Origin of the sequence: Flavobacterium beibuense F44-8 (assembly GCF_000769915.1) — a bacterium.
GTDB classification, from domain to species: Bacteria; Bacteroidota; Bacteroidia; order Flavobacteriales; family Flavobacteriaceae; genus Flavobacterium; species Flavobacterium beibuense.
The window spans coordinates 1-20,648 of sequence record NZ_JRLV01000006.1 but is presented as its reverse complement, the minus strand read 5'-3'; the positions used below and the strand labels follow the sequence as shown (position 1 = coordinate 20,648).

At 38.2% G+C, this 20,648-nt stretch carries 13 protein-coding genes; 3 read left to right on the top strand and 10 right to left on the bottom strand.

The genetic code is table 11. The features are described from left to right. Positions 1–31: 31 nt before the first annotated feature. Positions 32–397 carry a hypothetical protein gene (locus tag Q763_RS06220; protein WP_035132308.1) on the top strand — a complete coding sequence of 122 codons (366 nt, stop codon included), beginning with the start codon at positions 32–34 and terminating at the stop codon, positions 395–397. A 106-nt stretch (positions 398–503) separates the two neighbouring features. Next, on the top strand, positions 504–2,528 hold the full coding sequence (locus Q763_RS17410; RefSeq protein WP_052123267.1) for a M43 family zinc metalloprotease: 2,025 nt from the start codon (positions 504–506) through the stop codon (positions 2,526–2,528). Between the two features lie 54 nt (positions 2,529–2,582). Here the strand turns inward: Q763_RS17410 and Q763_RS06210 are convergent, their stop codons facing one another. After that, the gene (locus Q763_RS06210; RefSeq protein ID WP_035132306.1) at positions 2,583–4,640 is read right to left on the bottom strand and encodes a GEVED domain-containing protein; all 2,058 of its coding nucleotides are present in this window, start codon (positions 4,638–4,640) and stop codon (positions 2,583–2,585) included. Between the two features lie 343 nt (positions 4,641–4,983). Here Q763_RS06210 and Q763_RS06205 point away from each other — a divergent pair, with 343 nt between their 5' ends. After that, positions 4,984–6,432, top strand: a complete 1,449-nt coding sequence (locus tag Q763_RS06205) for a glyceraldehyde-3-phosphate dehydrogenase (protein ID WP_035132304.1) — start codon at positions 4,984–4,986, stop codon at positions 6,430–6,432. A 150-nt stretch (positions 6,433–6,582) separates the two neighbouring features. On the opposite strand, the gene Q763_RS06200 is transcribed toward Q763_RS06205, so the two are convergent. The 9 genes from Q763_RS06200 to Q763_RS06160 form a co-directional block, all read right to left on the bottom strand. Beyond that, positions 6,583–8,850: an aconitate hydratase gene (locus Q763_RS06200; RefSeq protein WP_035132302.1), complete on the bottom strand. Its 2,268-nt coding sequence runs from the start codon at positions 8,848–8,850 to the stop codon at positions 6,583–6,585. Positions 8,851–9,132: 282 nt separating this feature from the next. Further along, the gene (locus Q763_RS06195) at positions 9,133–9,501 is read right to left on the bottom strand and encodes a hypothetical protein (protein WP_035132297.1); all 369 of its coding nucleotides are present in this window, start codon (positions 9,499–9,501) and stop codon (positions 9,133–9,135) included. Between the two features lie 151 nt (positions 9,502–9,652). Continuing rightward, positions 9,653–10,606, bottom strand: coding sequence for an AAA family ATPase (locus tag Q763_RS06190; protein WP_035132295.1), 954 nt, complete (start codon positions 10,604–10,606; stop codon positions 9,653–9,655). Positions 10,607–10,703: 97 nt separating this feature from the next. Beyond that, positions 10,704–12,116, bottom strand: a complete 1,413-nt coding sequence (locus Q763_RS06185; protein WP_157499347.1) for a peptidylprolyl isomerase — start codon at positions 12,114–12,116, stop codon at positions 10,704–10,706. Next, the gene (locus tag Q763_RS06180) at positions 12,100–12,951 is read right to left on the bottom strand and encodes a hypothetical protein (protein WP_052123265.1); all 852 of its coding nucleotides are present in this window, start codon (positions 12,949–12,951) and stop codon (positions 12,100–12,102) included. Before Q763_RS06180 ends, Q763_RS06185 begins: the two co-directional genes overlap by 17 nt. Next, on the bottom strand, positions 12,951–14,930 hold the full coding sequence (locus Q763_RS06175; RefSeq protein ID WP_035132294.1) for a peptidylprolyl isomerase: 1,980 nt from the start codon (positions 14,928–14,930) through the stop codon (positions 12,951–12,953). Before Q763_RS06175 ends, Q763_RS06180 begins: the two co-directional genes overlap by 1 nt. A 208-nt stretch (positions 14,931–15,138) precedes the next feature. Beyond that, entirely contained in the window at positions 15,139–17,082 is a 1,944-nt protein-coding gene (locus tag Q763_RS06170) for an OmpA family protein (RefSeq protein WP_232297504.1), read from the bottom strand. Positions 17,083–17,094: 12 nt separating this feature from the next. Next, on the bottom strand, positions 17,095–18,027 hold the full coding sequence (locus Q763_RS06165; protein ID WP_035132290.1) for a PorP/SprF family type IX secretion system membrane protein: 933 nt from the start codon (positions 18,025–18,027) through the stop codon (positions 17,095–17,097). A 73-nt stretch (positions 18,028–18,100) separates the two neighbouring features. After that, a partial coding sequence (locus tag Q763_RS06160) for a T9SS C-terminal target domain-containing protein (protein WP_035132289.1) occupies positions 18,101–20,648 on the bottom strand: 2,548 nt, incomplete at its 5' end.

Genomic DNA, 20,648 nt, shown 5'->3' with positions numbered 1-20,648 from the left:
CACCTGAGTTAATTTTGGACAAACCAAAAACATGAAGAAAAAAGTACTCAGGAAAACAGAAACATTCCTTCACTTTCTAACAGCTGCCATAATACTTATTAAAGGATATGATGAGCTAACGAAACACATTTTCTTCCCTGCTTTTATACTACTTAGTTTCGGTCTTCTGGTTTTGGTAATAATGTTATTATGGCGTCCGCTTAGAATAAAACCAAAAGAAGCGCGAAGGTCCTGCTACTTTATAGAAGCTCCGGCACTACTGGTAATATCTTATGTTGCTTACCTTGAAGGACGACACACTGTTCCCTATATTTTTTTAATTGCTGCGTTTCTCTATCCGGTTATGGGTTTTATATCTTCTAAAAAATGGAAGAAAATCAACAAACAGCATTTTTAGGCTTTCGCCATAAAAACCAAATCTTTCATCATAAAAATTCACTTTTACGCTAAAAGTTTAACATCATAGTTTATTTTTGCTTTAACTATTTAAAAACTACTAAACTATGATAAAAAAATATGCTGCTGCTTTATGCTGTTTTGCTTTCCTCGCCGTTTGCCATAATGCAAATGCTCAAAACAAAAAAAACAGGCAAAAAGCTTATTTTGGTAAAACCTTGCCGGCAGACACAAACGGACACATACCGTGTGTAGCAGACGAGTACCAAAACTATTTAAAGAAAACCCACCCTACCCTGCAATCACGCGAGGAGTTTGAAATTAATATGGCTGCTAAAATTGAAGCTTCCAAAAATAATTTTCAGCTAAAAAACACTAATACGATAATTACACTACCTGTTGTTGTGCATGTTATACATAACGGAGATGCTATAGGAACCGATGAAAACATTACCGATGATCAGGTAATTTCACAAATACAGGTACTTAACGAAGACTTCAGGAAAATGCTGGACACACCCGGTTATAACGATCACCCAGATGGTGCCGATATGGAAATAGAGTTTTGCCTGGCACAAAGAGATCCGGGAGGTAGCCCAACCACAGGCATAGAGCATATTAACCTTGGCAGGGCAAGCTGGGATAACTTTGAAAATATTGATTTAGTACTTAAAGCCGAAACCCAGTGGGATCCTGAGCGCTACCTTAATATATGGGTTTGTAAAATGGGAGGCGAAATGAGTGGTGTTGGCGGTTATGCTTACTATCCGGAACTATCGGGTCTTGAAGGCCTTGAAGGTTCTGAAGGCTTTGCTGAAATTGATGGAGTTATTCTTTCTTATCAGTGTATGGGAAGCGAAGACCTTTATCCTGAAGGAGATTATATTTTCGGGCGTGATAAAGGCAGGAGTGCTACCCACGAGGTAGGGCACTTTTTCGGGCTTATACATATATGGGGAAATGAAGACAGTTGTGATGCAACTGATTTTTGTGATGACACTCCTCCGGTGATAGGACTTCACTTCTCTTGTGCAGAGGTAGACACCTGTACAGAAGATGTAAAGAGTGACATGATTGAAAACCACATGGACTATACATTGGATCAGTGTAAAAATGTTTTTACTAACGACCAGAAAACACGTGTATGGACCGTTCTCGAAAATTCACCAAGACGTATGTCACTTGCAACCTCAAACAGCTGCGTTTACCCTGAAGATGTTGAATTTGACGGCTCTCTTAATATAGACAATATAGAAATGGCATGTTCGGGTCCGTTTAGTATTGAGCTAACATTAACCAATATAGGTAGCGCTACAATGACCGAAGCCATCATAAGCTACACTATTGATAACGAAACAACTCAAACATACACCTGGACAGGCGAATTAGCTACAAATGAGTCTGAACAGGTTACAATAACCGGATTAAACACAACTGCCGGCTCTCACACCCTGTTTGCCGATGTAGCTACAGTTAATGGTAATGCCGATGTTTATGAATTTAACGACACCAAAGACAAAGACTTTGTTGTTGTAGATAACCAAAGCTATACAACCGAAAGTGTAACTCTAACACTTCAAAATGACATATGGGGAAGCGAAGTAAGCTGGGAGCTTAAAAACGGAGAAGGTGATGTACTTTACAGCGGAGGACCTTATGATGACACCGATGAAATGCCGGGAGCTATTGTGCAGTTATTTGATGTAAACATAAACGAGTGCTACCTGTTTACTATTAAGGATGCTTTTGGGGATGGCATTTGCTGTTTATCTGGTGATGGATACTACACTCTTACTACAGATGACGATACCGAAATTGCTTCGAACGGAGATTATGGCTTGGGAGAATCTGTTGGATTTACTATTACAGAAGAACTCAACACAAATGATTTTGCTTTACAGGGAATAGGTATATATCCTAATCCTACAAGCAGCAAACTTTACATCACATCAAAACAATCCCTTGATGCTGAGTATACCATATATAATAACCTTGGGCAGGCAGTTAGCAATGACAGTATTTACATAAACGGACAAACCGAAATTAATACAGGCAGCTTAAGTATGGGCATATATTTTATTAAAATAATATCGGGCGGGCAGGCCAAAACATTTAAGCTAATAAAGCAATAAATACGAAAGGGACGCTAATGCGTCCCTTTCTCCTTAAACATTAATCAACTATATTTATTGCTTCACCACTTTAATGGTAGATGAAGCGTCTACAGTGATCACTTTAACCATATAAGTACCGGCTGTTAATTGAGACATATCTAACTGTACCTCGTTTTGAGTATACGACTTCTCAATTACCCTTTGCCCTACCAGGTTATACACCTCTACACCTGTAATAGTATTAGTGTAAGACATGTTAAGCACATTGCTTACCGGGTTAGGATAGTACTTAAATGTTCCAAAAGCAAAACTTTCGTTACCTAAAATTACACCTACTGCAAACGGCGCACTTTCACAACCATCTACAGTTTGTGTTATATAATATGTTGCATTAGCATCTACAATAGTATCTCCCGAAAGAGCATTTTCTCCTGCAAGAGCATCTTCTTCAGAAGCATACCAGTTAACCACTGCACCTTCTTCAACTGTAACTTCAATTTCTGCTAAAGTTGGGTAAACTAACAAATCAGGATCTACATCAAAAGACTGCTCTGACACACCTGTAGGTGCAGAAACCACAGTAACCATAGCTATAACAGCAGTTCTCATTTCACTTTCACAACCACCATCAGGCACTTGTGCTGCATAATAAGTAGTACCATCCACAAGAACATCTGTTTCAGCAAGCATATCACCATCTTCAGCAGCATTATACCACACTATAGTATCACCTTCAGCCATTAAATCAGCTACTACACCTGATGTACAGAAATACTGAACAACATCGGCAACAGGCGCTTCGGTACCACAAGTAATATTTAGCAGATAATCTTCAACTTGTCCATACCCCAATGCGTCTTCACTTGAGCAAGGATCTGATGTATAAACATCATACGATTTGAATACTCTCATAAAAGTAATTCCGGACATAGCATCAGCAGGAATAGCAATAGTACCTGTAACCTGCTGTCCGTCTTCACCTGTAGATGAATCTAAGAACCCAATCTCAAAACTTTCTCCTTCATCACTAAAGTCGCCGTTATGATTAAAATCAATAAACACGGTTAAGTAATTTTCATAAGATCCGTTTGTATTTCCTTCTACAACAATAGTATACTCTTCTCCTAAAGAAACTTCTCCGGGAGCCATACCTGTAAAGTCTTCCATCCCCGGGCTACTTGTGTCTACTGAGGATGAGTTTTCTATACCTGCAAACTCTACATAAGTTATAGGCTCTGTTCCACTATCAAAATCTACATCACAGTAACACGGTATACCACTTTGAACTACCTGTACAGGAGTACTAGTTGCCGACTCATCACTATCAGTACATGTAACCACAGCACGATACCATGTGGTTTCTGTTTGTACAGCACTATAGGTTGCCATATCACCACCTTCAGCCACATCGGTAAATATTTCGCCATCAGTAGAATACTGCCACTGATAAGCTAAACCTGAAGCCGAATAAGCAGGAGAAAGTGACAGGTTAATATCAGCTGTATCACAAGCATAAACTGTTGAAGAAACAGCATCAGCAACAGCTGGAGCACCTGTACATGCAGGTAAATCCTGTACTACAGAAAAACTGTCTATGATAATATAGAAGTCGTTTGATGTATCTCCAATCTGAGCAAGGATTTTCACAAAAACCTCTTCCCCTTCTGCAGGAGTAAATGTTACTGTTTGAGTAGCACAATCGACAGATTCGATATGATTATCAGTATCAATTGTATGTATTAGTGTAAAAGGTCCGGTTTCAGAAGTAGAATAATAAAATTCTATACTCCCCCAGTTATCCGAGTTTGCTGTAGGAACTGTAGGATCTACAAAGCCAGCATAATCCATAATTTTATATTCGAAAGACAGAGTCGTTTCATAACCATTTGAAATCCCTAAAGATGGTGAAACAATTTCAGCTTCGGTAAAACTAGTGTAAAGGTTTGTTACAAAAGAGAGATCTCCTTCACAGGGAACAAGACTGTAGTAGTCAAAATCATAACTATCCCAGTCATAAAGATAGTCTTCAAAATTGTCATTATAATCTATTTGAGCATACACCTTACCGGAGTATGAGAGCATAGCAAAAAAAGAAAGAACGTAAAAAATTAAGCGTAGGTGTGTTTTCATATTAATTATTTTAATGTTAGCATTTAAATATACTACAAAAATTAATTAAAAAGTTATGAAAAACTCATTATTAGATGGTTATCGCTTATTTTTCACGATTTGACAAAAAATTCTCACTAATAAAAAATTATCTTTTAACTATTACTTAACACAAACCAGCCAAATACATCGTTTTCGTAACAATAGTTATAGTATAATATTTATAATTTCAATAATTATCATGGTTTTAACTCAATTATTGATTTTTTAAAAATAAATAAAAAACATTGAAAAAAATTTTTACGAAAACGTTTGAAATATATATTTTTGCAATCAAATAACACACTAAACTATTTCTATCTTCATGAACAATAATGTTTTATACGAGAAAGAATTATCCTTCCAGGCAGACAGACGCAGGGCAGGTGTAGAATTTATTAAAATTGTTAGCGACCTATGGTATGACAAGTCAATTGAACTGGTTCTTTTCAGAAATCAACTTATTGACCGTAACGTTAGCGACATTATTAACCTTCATGAATATGCCGGAGAGTTTGTACAGAAACCGATAAATATTTTTGATTCTGTTGAGATAGCAAGAGCTATCCAGTCGTTAGACCTTCCTCCATCACGTATAGACATTGGTAAACTTACTTACGAGTACCACATTGAAGACAACAAGTATAACGATGCAAAAGCATTTGTTATAGACAAACTAAAAGACGCTAAACAAAGTAAAAACATCCAACCTAAAGATGTTGTTCTTTATGGTTTTGGTCGTATTGGTCGTCTTTTAGCAAGAGAAATGATGTCTAAAATAGGTAAAGGAAACCAACTTCGCCTAAGAGCCATTGTTACCAGAGATAAAAACGATGCAGTACTTTTAGAAAAAAGAGCATCTCTTTTACGTTGTGACTCTATCCACGGTGATTTCCAGGGATCGGTTATTGCAGATCACGAAAACAATGCCCTTATCATTAACGGAACTACTGTTCACATGATTACGGCAAACGCTCCTGAAGATATTGATTATACAGAATATGGTATTGAAAGTGCATTAGTGATTGATAACACAGGTGCATTTACAACCGAAGAGGCTCTTAAACGCCACTTAACATCTAAAGGAACAGATAAAGTATTATTAACTGCTCCCGGTAAAGGTGTTCCAAACATTGTATATGGTGTTAACCACAATGAATACAACCCTGAAGAAGTAGATATTTACTCTGCCGCTTCATGTACTACTAACGCCATTACTCCTATCCTTAAAGCTGTAGAAGACACTTTAGGCGTAGTAAAAGGTCACCTTGAAACCATTCACGCTTACACTAACGACCAGAATCTTGTAGACAACATGCACAAGAAATACCGTCGTGGTAGAGCTGCTGCCCTTAACATGGTAATTACAGAAACAGGTGCAGGTAGCGCTGTTGCAAAAGCATTACCATCACTTGCAGGAAAGCTTACATCAAACGCTATTCGTGTACCGGTACCAAACGGATCGCTTGTAGTACTTAACCTTGAGGTTGAAAAACCAACATCGGTTGAGGAGATTAATAACACTATGAAACATTATGCTCTTGAAGGACAACTTGTAGAGCAAATTAAATATTCTTTAAACAATGAACTTGTTTCGTCTGATATTGTTGGGACTTCTGCTCCTTCAATTTACGACAGCAATGCAACAATTGTATCTGCAGACGGCAAGAACATTGTATTATATGTATGGTATGATAACGAATACGGTTACAGCCACCAGGTAATTCGCCTGGCTAAATACATAGCTCAAGTAAGGAGGTACACTTATTATTAATAGATGCGGACAGCTGCGGAAACGCAACTGGAAAAGCCGACCCAAAAGGTCGGTTTTTTTTATGCCCGTACTTTTTAAAACAATCAAAATAGGATATAAAAAAACTCCCGTGCTATGCACGGGAGTTTTGTATTTATATTAACCTACTGATTAAGCGTTTGACGCTGCAGCAATAAGGTTAAGAGCAGAACCAGCCACAAACCAGCCAATTTGACCTTCGTTGTATGAGTGGTTAGCCATAATTACATCTTTAGATCCGTCTTTGTGAACAACCTCAAGAGTAAGCTGCTTGTTAGGAGCAAACTCTTTAAGATCTGTAAAGTTGAAAGTATCACCTTCCTGGATTTTATCATAATCAGCCTCGTTAGCAAAAGTTAACGCAAGCATACCTTGTTTCTTAAGGTTAGTTTCGTGAATACGGGCAAACGATTTTACAAGTACCGCTCTAACACCAAGGTGTCTTGGTTCCATTGCAGCATGCTCACGTGAAGAACCTTCACCATAGTTATGATCACCCACTACTACTGTAGGAATGCCAGCCGCTTTATAATCACGTTGTACCGCAGGTACAGCATCATACTCACCGGTTAATTCGTTTTTAACTGAATTTGTTTTCATATTGAAAGCATTCACAGCACCAATTAACATATTGTTAGAAATGTTATCAAGGTGACCACGGAAACGTAACCAAGGACCCGCCATAGAAATGTGGTCTGTAGTACATTTACCAAATGCTTTGATAAGAAGTTTTGCACCAGTGATGTTCTCACCATCCCATGGCTGGAACGGAGCAAGAAGCTGTAAACGCTCTGAAGTAGGACTTACTATAACCTCTACACCACTACCATCTACAGACGGAGCCTGATAACCCGGATCCTCTGCATCAAATCCTTTTGGAGGAAGCTCATTACCTGTTGGCTCATCAAGCATTACCTCTTCACCGTCTTCGTTGATTAACTTATCTGTTAACGGGTTAAATCCAAGGTCACCTGCAATAGCAAGAGCAGTTACAAGTTCAGGAGAACCAACAAATGCTAATGTGTTAGGGTTACCATCGGCACGCTTAGAGAAGTTTCTGTTAAACGAGTGAACAATAGTATTTCTTTCTTCTTTCTCAGCACCTTCACGATCCCACATACCAATACATGGTCCGCAGGCATTAGCGAATACAGTAGCACCAATCTTATCAAAAGTATCAATAAATCCGTCACGCTCTATAGTGTAGCGAACTACTTCAGAACCCGGAGTGATTGTAAACTTAGCTTTAGTTTTAAGTTTCTTTTCAGCAACCTGCTTAGCAAGAGAAGCCGAACGCGAAATATCTTCGTAAGAAGAGTTAGTACAAGAACCTATAAGTCCTACCTGTACCTGTAAAGGCCAGTCGTTTTTCTCTGCCTCTTCTCTCATTTTAGAGATAGGAGTAGCTAAATCCGGAGTGAAAGGACCGTTTAAGTGTGGCTCAAGTTCAGAAAGGTTAATTTCAATAACCTCATCAAAATACTGCTCTGGGTTAGCATAAACCTCTGCATCAGCAGTAAGGTAATCTGCAACTGCAGCAGCTGCATCAGCAACATCAGCTCTGTTTGTAGCTCTCAGGTAACGATCCATAGACTCATCATAACCAAATGTAGAAGTAGTAGCACCTACCTCTGCACCCATGTTACAAATAGTACCTTTACCTGTACAAGACATAGCTTTAGCACCTTCACCAAAATATTCTATAACAGCACCCGTACCACCTTTTACAGTAAGGATACCGGCAACTTTTAAGATAACGTCTTTAGGCGCAGTCCAACCAGATAATTTACCGGTTAACTTAACACCAATTAATTTAGGGAATTTAAGCTCCCATGCCATACCAGACATAACGTCTACAGCATCAGCACCACCTACACCAATTGCAAGCATACCTAAACCACCTGCATTTACAGTGTGAGAATCGGTACCAATCATCATACCTCCAGGGAACGCATAGTTCTCTAAAACAACCTGGTGAATAATACCGGCTCCCGGTTTCCAGAAACCAATACCATATTTATCTGATACAGATGATAAAAAGTCAAAAACCTCATTACTTTGCTCTTTTGCACGTTTTAAATCGGTTTTTGCATCAACTTTAGCCTGGATAAGGTGATCACAGTGTACAGTTGTAGGAACAGCAACTTTATTCTTTCCTGCATGCATAAACTGAAGCAGAGCCATTTGTGCAGTAGCATCCTGACAGGCAACTCTGTCTGGCGCAAAATCCACATAGTCCTTACCTCTTGTAAAAGCCTGTGAAGGCACACCTTCCCACAGGTGGGAATATAAAATCTTTTCAGAAAGTGTAAGAGGACGACCTACAAGATCACGTGCTTTATCCACACGCTCTGCCATGTTCTCATACACCTTTTTGATCATTTCAATATCAAAAGCCATAATAAGTATATTAATGTTCGTTTGTAAAAAGTGTGTAAATTTACTGATTATTGCAGCAATTAAAAAATTTTTATTGATTGATTAATTTGCAGCAATTATTATTTATAAACATTCTATAATACTGCACATATCTCAATAAAATTAAGAAGTTAACCCAAATATTTAAGAATTCTTAATTTTTTCACTCTATATTGATAATTCCTAAAAAAACAATCCTAATCCATAAAAAAAAGCCACTCTCTGCACAGGAGAATGGCTTTTTATAAGCTAAATAAAACTTTATTAATAAGTTATAGTCAACTCGTTTTCATTAAATTTTGTCTCTGCTACGGCATACTTATAAACCATTCCTATTGCAGCTATAAATGCTATACCGAATAAAACTGTTCCTGACACAAAATGCATTACAGAACCTGTTTCACGGTAGTTTTCAAAAACATTTACCAACATATATACAGAAAACAAAGTAAGCATATTACCATACACAAGTCCTAATACTTTATGCTTGTAAAAAATTTGCAAAAAGACAAGCCAGGTAATTAAAAGGGCAACATAATTATTATAACTGTTAGCATAATAATCATTAATAATCGTAAAAGCTCCTAATCCTATATAATAGAATTCAGGAAATGTTCCTAATAGTTTTTTCATATTTATACAGATGCACCGTAAATATAAAACATATAACGAGACTATTCTATATCAATTATAAAAAAACTAAAACTATTTATTAACAATTTGGTAACATTTTTCAATTTTTACAGATTTTCTGACAAAACACCTAAAATAAAAAAAGCTGTTTTTAAAACAGCTTTTTGATTATCATTTCTTCGGTAATGCCTTCGGCATCTGCTTTGTAATTTTTTATAATTCTGTGCCGTAAAATCCCAGTAGCAACAGCCTGCACATCTTCTATATCGGGAGAATACTTACCGTTTAATGCCGAATGTGTTTTTGCTGCCAGTATAAGATTTTGTGAAGCTCTTGGCCCTGCTCCCCAATCAAGGTAGTTATTAACATAATCATCGGCCATGGTACTGCCCGGTCTTGTTTTACCTACCAGTCGAACGGCATACTCTATAACATTATCTGCCACAGGTATCCTCCTGATAAGGTGCTGGAAATCTAAAATTTCCTGTGCTGTAAATAATGAATTTATCTGCTGTGTAGTATCTGTCGTAGTACTCTTAACCACCTGAACTTCTTCTTCAAATGTAGGATAGTCCAGCTTTATGGCAAACATAAAACGATCCAGCTGAGCCTCGGGCAACGGATAGGTTCCCTCCTGCTCAATAGGGTTTTGGGTTGCCAATACAAAGTAAGGCAATGATAGTTTATAATGATGTCCCGCAACAGTTACTGCTTTCTCCTGCATTGCCTCCAGTAGAGCTGCCTGAGTTTTAGGCGGTGTACGGTTTATCTCATCGGCTAATATAATATTAGAGAAAATAGGTCCTTTTATAAATTTAAACTGCCTGTTCTCATCCAGTATTTCACTTCCTAAAATGTCTGACGGCATTAAATCAGGAGTAAACTGTATACGTTTAAACTCCAGTCCTAAGGCTTGGGAAATTGTATTTACCATAAGCGTTTTTGCTAACCCGGGCACCCCTACTAAAAGAGCATGCCCTCCGGCAAAAATGCTAAGTACAATTTGATTAACAACCTCTTCCTGGCCTACAATTATTTTTGCAATTTCCTTTTTTAGTTGAGCTTGCTTCTCAACTAAATTTTGTATCGCTGCTACGTCTGACATAATTGGTTAATGGTTTCGAATTAAAAAAGGGAACTCCCTTACTCCAAACTTAAAAATATTTTTAAAGTAAACCTAAAATTCCCACAGAATAAGGTTACTATTTTTTAACCCAGTGATTAGCAAACTTACAGTCCTGATACTCTTTTGCAACCTTTATGTATGTTTCCTTGATTTTTTCTTCAGACCATTCTCCAATTACCCCAATTTGTTTTTCCTTAAGCGCCAGTTCTTTAATTTTTAGGTAATCCTGAGCGAAATCGGCCTTATGATCCGGATAACGTGTAGCAACAGTCATTATTTTGAAAACTTTACCGGTTCTTGGGTCATCTTCAAGCAACGGTTGCGTTATATCACCTTCTTTTAAATCATATACTGCACTGTAAAGTTCTGACGGAAGTTTTGTAAGTTCAAAACGGGTTTCCAGTGTTCTTGGGTTCATTAAAAGTCCGCCGCTGTTTCTGGTTTCCTTTTCATCTGACTCCGACTTTGCAGCATCAGCAAACGTAATTTCTCCGCTTAAAATCCTTTCTCTTATATTCTCAATTTTCTTTTTTGCTGCTGCTTCCGCTTCTTTAGAAACCTTAGGCTTCATAAGAATATGTCTTACATCAATTTCCTGACCTCTGATTTTCTCTACATAAATAAGGTGGTAACCAAATTCAGTTTCAACCGGATCTGATATTTCACCTTCATCTAAACTAAAGGCTGCATCTTTAAACTCTTTTACAAAAGCTGTTTTTCTGGTCATTTTATAAAAACCTCCCGATGATCTTGATCCAGGGTCTTCAGAATAAAGTACAGCCTTACTGTAAAAACTTGCCCCACCTTCAACTTCTTTCTTAATTTCCTTTAAACGATCAATAACCTTTTGTTTTTCTTCCTGAGATATTTCAGGCTTCACTACAATTTGAGCTATCTCAACCTCGGCACCAAACTGAGGTATTTCATCTCCTTTAAATTTAGAAAAGAATATCTTTACCTCTTCAGGAGTTACCTCTACCTCATCAATAATCTTTTTCTGCATTTGCTCTGTGAGCTTCTGGTTTTTGATCATTTCAAAAAGCTCTTCCTTAAACGACGGAAGATCTCTTTTTTTGAAATACTCAACCATACGCTGCTCAGAACCTAACTGCTCAACAAAGTAGTCTATTTGTTGTTGCATTCTTTCGTTAACCTCAACATCACTTACAATAATACTATCCTGTATAGCGTGGTGAGCATACAGCTTATCTTCCATAAGTTTACCCAGCAGTTCACATCGGGTAATATCTTTAACAGATACTTCCTGAGCCTGAAGTTCCTTATACATCATATCGATATCAGAATCAAGTACTACAAAATCACCAACAACAGCCACAATACCGTCTACTTTCATTTTGCCTTTTGGCGCTCTTGGTTTTACTGTATCCTGCACAGGCTCATCTTTAATTATTTCCTGAGCACTCACACTTCCAAAAACCATACAGCTGGTTACAAGAAATAAAGCCAGTTTGCTATTTATAAATTTCATAGTCTTTATTTTTAATCGCATCATCCGTTATATCTTTTTCGAATTTCTTTATTAACTCAAACTTCCTGCCGTTTATTATAAGCTGCTCTAAAGTTGGCCTTATATATTCATACGGGGAAATCTCATTTTTACCTAACACCTTTGAAACCTTTACCAAGTATACATCTGTAGAATCAGGATACTGATAAGACATATTACTGCTTATATATGTATCCCTGTTCTCTGGAGTTATAAATGGCAGCTTTCTATATACCTGGTTCATATCTACCCAGGTTGTATCGTTAAAAGCGTAACTTTTAAATTGTATTGCTATATCACTTAACGCTTTTATATCTGTTTTCTTATTACTGGAAAATTTTTCCTTTATCGATGCAAATTTAGGATGATCCTTTAATAAGTGTATGTATTTAAGCTTAACAAGTGTACCGGTAGTCCTGAAGTTTTCTTTATTGGCATCATAATAAGCCTTAAGCTCGGCATCTGCCACTACAGTATCCACACTCCTTTTTACCAGCTCTTCTATGTATGCCTTTGTATATAAATCAATTTTATACTGCCTTACCAGTTCGTTAAACTCTTCCTGCTTTTCTGCACCTAGGTTAAGCTCTGCCGCATTATAAAGTAGTTTTTGAGTAGCCCACCTGTCTATATAGCTTTTCACAATAGCCAGACTATCTTCTTTTGAGGTTCCTGCCGGCACAAGCTTATTTATTTCCTCTTCATACAAATAGGAATCGTTAACCCTTGCAACAGCATGTGGCTTTGCCTCTTTTTGAAAATAATTACAGGATACGGCTAACCCTGCCAGTAAAAACAATACTGCTTTTTTAATCATTACTGGTTAAGCTGTTTTTTTATATTCTCAAAAACACCTTTATTTATCTTAACGGTAAACTCTTTTTTAAGTGTATCTACCCAAGTGCTTTCAAGATATTGCTGATAATCATTTACCACGCGACCTCTGCATTCATCAAGTGCTTTAGTGCTTGCCGGTAATACCTTATTTACTTTTATAACATAATAGTAATCACCTTTGCTAACCACATCACTTATCCCTGTTTCCCATTTATCAAGAACAGGTAACATTTCATCATTTTGAGCAAACACACCCGATCTTTCTATTACATTTATTTTACCGTTTGTATTAAGCTCTTCTTTTATAAAAGCAATGTCTTTACCTTTTTTAAGAAGCTTTCTTGCTTTTTCAATAATCTTTTTATCTGTAGAAGAAATAACCTCGGCATCAACCCTGTTACCCCATCTGTACTCATTAAGATGAGCGTTGTAATAGTTTTTAAGGCCTACTGTATCTTTTTTAGCTTTATCCCATATCTCTTTTTCCATTAAATCAAACAGCAACAGTCCGTCTTTATACTCCTGCATTACACCTGCAAACTCCGGAAATTCATTTTCAAGATTTTCGTCGTAATACTCGTTTAGCTTTTCATTACTAAATTTTTCAAACAAAATAGACACAAGCCTGTTAAGCGGTTTCGCTTTAATACCTCCTTTTTGCTCTTTATTGATATACTCCAGAAACTCCCAAGCCTTTATTTCTTTATCATTGTTTATAGTTAATAAAGTTTTATTAAAGCTATCAGCACTTTCAGGTAGTTTCCATGCAGTAACATAGTAAGAATCGTTTACAGCTGTAAGCACCTTTGAATACATTTTCTTATCGGTATCCATAGGGTATTTTTTCTTAAGCTTTTCAGTCATCGCTTCTGCAATAACAGATGAACGGTCATCTTTAGCTACTCTTGCCTCTAAATCCTCTTTACTTTCTTCAAAAGTAAGTAATGGGAATTTTTTAACCAGTTTAACAATATGCCAACCGTATTGTGTTTCAAAAGGCTCAGTATAATCACCAGGCACCTTTAATGCAAACGCTCTGTTCTCAAACTCTTCAGAGCTTAATGACCCCGAGCTGAACTTTTCAAGCACGCCGCCTTTTGTAGCTGTATAACCATCCTGAGAAAACTGCTTAGCCAGTTCACCAAAATCTTCTCCCTGTTTTAACTTTTGGTATATCTCCTCGGCACGGGTTTTTACTTTTGCCTTTTCTTCTTCAGAGGCATTATCTTTTGATTTAAGCAACATTATATGGGCTACTATAATATCTCCCCTGTTTTGCCTAACATCTTCAACCTTTATAATGTGATAACCAAAACGGCTTCTTATAGGCATTGACACCTCTCCCTTCGGAGTAGTGTAAGCTCCTGTTTCAAACGGATAAACCATTCTGAAAGCAGAGAAATAGCCTAGTTCACCTTTATCGGTTTTTGCAGCAGGAATATCTTCAGAGTATTGCTGTGCCAGCTTACCAAAATCTTCACCGGCAAGAGCCTTGGCTCTTATTTCCATTGCTTTGTTGTATACTCTTAAAGTATCTGCAGGTAAAGCATTTTCATCCAGTTTGAATAAAATATGCGATGCTTTTACCTCTTTTTGAAGTCTGTTATAAGCTTCCTGAACCAGCTCGTCTGTCACCTCTTTGTCAAGATGATAGTTTTTAGAAAGCTGCTCACGGTAGTTTTTAAGCTCTAACTGATACTTCCTGTTATCCTGAAGTCCCAGTTCGTAAGCCCTGTTTACTTTAAGCTTATAACCAATAAAAAGATTAAGGTAGTTATCTAAGTCTTTTTGCGAGTCGTCTTTTACCAAATCAAGGTTTTTATTATAAACCCTCACAAACTCGTCTGTATAATAAGGATTTTCATTTATGGTAAACAACACCTCTTTTTTTGTTTGTTGGGCAAACGAAAGTGCCGATACACACAGTGAAATCCCAAGAAGAACCTTTTTTAATTTCATTATTAAATAGTTTGTAACACTGTAATACGGTTAAGTAAACGCAACGGAGATAAAAAAATTATGCTTCGTTGCTTTTTTGCAACCAACAAAAATAACAATTCGCGAACATTTAACAACATTATTTGTGTTAATCCGCCAAAAACAAACAAGGGCACCCCAAAGAAGGGTGCCCTGCCATCAAAATCAACTTAAACAACTTAAGCTAAAATCACTTCTTCACTATAATAAAATCTGACCTTCTGTTTATTGCGTGCTCTTCTTCAGTACACTTTACCCCGTTACTACATTTGTTTTTAAGCTGCGACTCACCATATCCTTTTACACTCTCAATTCTTGACGGATCGATACCATGCTCAGTGATATATTTGTAAGTAGACTGCGCCCTGTTTTCAGATAGCGTCATGTTGTACGCATCCTTACCTCTTGAATCGGTGTGCGATTCAATTTTAATAACAATTGCCGGGAAGTTTTTCATAATATACACCACCTTATCAAGCTCTTCTGCCGCCTGTGGGGTAATATCCCATTTGTCGTAATCAAAGTAAATAGGATTGATATCTACCTTTTCAACGTCGTCTTCTTTCTTAACAAGATCTTCATAGTTGTTAAGCTCAAAGTTCACGTCTTTAGTTTCATGGTTAGGTGTTTTATCTGTTTCCAGTTCCTTTTCTGCTTTGGTATGGTTAGGCTTAGAAGCCTCTACTTTGATTTTTGAACCACACGGAACCTCAACACTATATGTACCATCTTCTTTAGTTTTAACCGATGCTATTACATCACCAAATTCATCATACACCTTAATATCGGCCTGATTGATTGGCACTTTATATTTGGCATTAGTCACAATACCCGACACTGTTTGTATACAAACCGGCTCCTGCCTTGTAAAGTAATAAATATCATCATCGCCCATTCCGCCTTTACGGCTGGAAGAAAAGTATCCGTATTTTTTATCCTTATCAATAATAAAGGCAAAATCATCAACATTACTGTTTACCTGATTTCCCAGGTTTTTAGGCGCTTCAAATTCGGCCCTGCCTGTCATTTTACTTTCAAACACATCCAAACCTCCAAGTCCGTAATGCCCGTCTGAAGAGAAATATAAAATACTGTCGTTAATAAACGGGAACATTTCCCTGCCACTGGTATTTATTTTATCGCCTAGGTTTTTAGGCTCTCCCAGTTTACCATCGTCAAAAATCTGGGCTACATAAATATCGGCATCTCCATAACCACCGGGCATATCTGACACAAAGAACAGCCATTTACCATCGGCACTTACCGCCGGGTGACCCACCGAATATTTTTTATTATCAAAAGGAAGTTTTTCGGTTGCAGAGAGCTTCTCACCTTCTATAGTTCCTTTGATTATCTCAAAGTTCCCTGTACCCTCATCGTCTGTAATTAACTTATCATTAGGCTTAACAATATTTGCCGAATAATAAACCGTTTTCAAATCGGGCATAAACGATATAGTAGCGTTATGATACTGTGTTTGCTCTTTAGGCAAAAACTTCTGGATATTAAACAGCGAACCGTCTTCGGCATTCCTGTCGGCCACATAGAGCTCAAGGTAAGGCTGCTCATTCCACGAATAGGTTTTCCCTCCTACTTTTGTGGTATCCCTACTGGATGAAAACACAATCTGGCTACCGTAAAATGCCGTACCAAAGTCGGCTTTATCACTATTAGAATCCAAATTACTTACCGTATAATTAGACGGCTGACCGTTAATACTGTCAAGGTATTTTCTCTGACTGATAAACCTGTCAATCATAGCCTGATCGCCTTTTTGCTCCAGTCTTTTCTTTAACAGTTCGTCTGCTTTTTTATAATCTTCGGTAGCTCTTAGGGTTTGTATATACCTGTTAAAATGGGTATCATCCATATTATCGGCTAAAACACTGTAAAGCTTGGTGTACCATCTTAGGGCACTACCGTTATTACCTGTATAGTAATAAGCATCAGCAACATTCATTATGGTTTGGGTACCGGGAGCAGATTCTTCCTTAAGATATTTCTCATAAGCTTTCGCTGCTTCCACATAAGCCAGATCTTCAAAAAGCCTGTCGGCCTTTTTAAGCTCTCTCTGTTGTGCAAATCCTGATGCTATGCAAAATAGTAAACTGTATAAAAATAGTTTTCTCATCATAATCTTTATCTTTTAGAAAAATCTTGGAGATTTAACACGTTTGTTTTTAGGTAATACATCAAATCGTAGTATTACTTCGTGAGATCCGTCGTTGTACTTATTAAAATCGGTTACGGTATAATCATATGAATATCCTGCAAAAATCGAGTTCGTTATCTGGAAGCCCACTAATGCACTTACCGAATCGTCCCACCTGTATGAAGCTCCTAAAGTCAGTTTTTCATACAGTAAGAAGTTAGCCGAAACATCTACCGTTACGGGTGCTCCTGAAACCACCTTACCTAAAACAGCCGGTTTGAACTTTAAATTCTCTGAAAGGTCAAATACATAACCACCCATTACATAATAGTGTAGCCTGTCTGACACGGTTGACTCCTGAACATCATCATAATAATCAGACCTGATGAAGCTTGGTACAGAAAGTCCTGCATAAAACTTCTCGGTATAATAATACACTCCTGCTCCAATGGTAGGTGTTGTTTTATTATTGATGTTAGTATTAAGTAACGGGTCGTTTTGCTGATAGTAAATACCCTTAGACCAGTCAATATCCATTAACCTTACACCTGCTTTTAACCCAAATGAAAGGTTAGCATCATACCCCACAGGGATAATGTAGGCAAAGTTAGCATTGGCAAAAAATTCCTGAGAAGGTCCCAGCCTGTCATTCACAACACTTAAGCCTAAGCCCATCCTTTCATTAAACACAGGAGAGTGCAAAGTAAATGCCTGGGTTGTAGGAGCACCGTCCAGCCCTACCCATTGTGAGCGGTGCTGCAACACTCCCTGAAAGTGCCCTACCGTACCTGTGTAAGCAGGATTAACAGTTAGCGTGTTATACATGTACTGGGTATATTGAGCTTCCTGTTGTGCATTTACAGCAAATGCCGCAAAGAGTAGCCCGAACAGGAAATATCTTTTTATAAATTTTGGTGTGATTTTCATACTTAAATATATTTTGTTAATTGATAATTGAGAGTGACAGCGGCGCTGCCACTCTTTTTATCTAAACCATTATTTATCTCATTATATACAACCAGCCTGTTTTCACTGCACCCTCTACTTCAAGAACATAGTAGTAAGTACCTACCGGTAGCTTTTCTCCTCTTCTTACAGTACCATCCTGGTTTGCAGTACCATCCCAGTCGTTTTGATAACCCGACGTTTTGTATACCGGCGAACCATACCTGTTGTACACCGAAAGCGTATTGTTTGGATAGTACTCTATACAATCTATCCTGAAGGTGTCGTTAGCACCGTCTCCGTTTGGTGTAAACTCGTTATATACTGTTAAGCATGACGGTTCTACCCAGGCTATAGCCTCATTATTATCTGTTTGGCTGTCTATAGGGTTGGATCCAACTATGAAGGCTATATTGTTATAATCTCCCCCAAACAGTACCTGAGTAACTACCTGCAGTACTGCCGATTCTCCCGGTCCAAGTGACGGTATAACCCATATACCGCTTACCTCATTATAAGTACCCTGTGTTACTGTAGAATCAACATAATCATAACCGCTTGGCAGCTGCTCGCTTACCTCAAGATCAGTAAAGGTACTGTCACCCTCATTTGTCACTGTAATGGTAAAAATAACATTTTCACCGATAAGCGGATTAAAATTGTTAACAGATTTGGATATCGTTAAATCAGAACAGCTTACCACATCCACATCAAGTGAACCTTCTGTAGTTCCGGCACATCCGTTAGCATCTGTATAAGAAACACTTATATTACCAGGACCAAGATCCAGCCATATTACTGAAGCGGTATTATCTGTAGCAGTACCTCCGTCTACAATTATACCTCCGTCAACTGTCCATACATAGTCGGTCATACCATCTTCAGTGACATATACCGTTTCTGTACCATAACACGTTCTAGGGCTAGAAGTAGATATTGTTGCTGTAGTATTACCGTATATATTAACTGTAACTGCAAGTCTTACCAAACTTTCACAACCTCCGTTTATGATGGAAGCATAATATACTCCTCCATCCATAAGCTCGGTATCATCCGGTAGTGGTGCTCCTCCTGTTGGAGATGAGTACCAAATCACTCCCGTTTGGTTTACCTGAAGATCGGCTACTGTTGGCATATCACCCGCACAGAAATCCTGAGTGGTATCTGTAGTAGTTGGGGTAATACCATCGTTTACATTAACTGTTATTGCAAGCCTGTTCACACTTTCACAACCTGATGCATTCACATAAGCAGCATAGTAAGTCATACCGTCTACCAATGCCATTGAAACATCCAGGGGATCACCGCCTGTCATAGAAGCATAGAATATAGTTCCTACAGGTGATACCTGAATATCGGCAATTGTTGGCATATCTGCTCCACAAAAATCCTGAGTTGTATTAGTAGTTGTTGGTGTAACACCTTCATCTACCGTTACTGTTACAGCTAATCGTATTAAGCTCTCACAACCTGCTATTGACTGTACCGATGCATAGTAAGTTGCTCCCGAAACCAGAGCCGTTGCCGGATCTACCACGTTACCAGCTGTTGCAACATCATACCATGTAACTCCGGTTTCGTTCACCTGAATATCGGCTACTGTTGGCATATCAACCGCACAGAAGTTTTGAGTAACATCATCTGTTGTAGGTGTTTCACCACTATCTACTGTTACTGTTACCGCTAACCTTACCGAGCTTTCACATCCGCTGGCATCGGTTATACCGGCATAGTAGGTCATACCGTTTACAAGCGCTGCTGTATCCAGTATTTGTGTGCCACCTGTAGCTGCCGTGTACCAAATCACTCCGGTTTCATTCACCTGAATATCGGCCACTGTAGGCATATCTACCGCACAGAATGTTTGCGCATCACTGTTGGTCGTTGGCGTAGTACCGTTGCTCAGGGTAACAGTAATTGCTAACCTTACAGCACTTGCACAACCGCTAACAGGGTCAACCATACTTGCATAATAAGTCATTCCGTCTACCAGTTCGGTTCCTGCTGCAATTGCAGTACCTCCCATTGCAGTATTGTAGAATGTAATACCTGTTTGATTTACCTGTATATCATCTATAGTAGGGTTATCCACACTACAGAATATCTGATTAGTTTCTGTAGTTGTTGGCGTCATACCATCGTTTACATTTACTGTAACCGCTAGTCGTACCGAACTTTCACAACCGTTTGTATCGGTTAAGCTACCGTAGTAGGTCATACCATCGGTTAATGCAGTTGTATCCGGCAACAGGTTACCACCTGTTGCAGCATCATACCAAACTACTCCGGTTTCGTTCACCTGAATATCGGCCACTGTTGGCATATCCACAGTACAGAAGCTTTGGTTTATATTATTTGTAGTTGGTGTAGGTGCATCGGTTACATTTACTGTTACCGCTAACCTTACCGAACTTTCACAACCAGAAACAGGGTCGGTTAGGCTCGCGTAGTACACCATTCCATCTATGAGCGATGCCGTGTTCGCGACCACAGTGCCTCCGGTTGGGGAATCATACCAAACAACTCCAGTCTCATTTACCTGTATATCGGCTACTGTAGGTGCATCCACCACACAGAAGCTTTGGTTTATATTATTTGTAGTT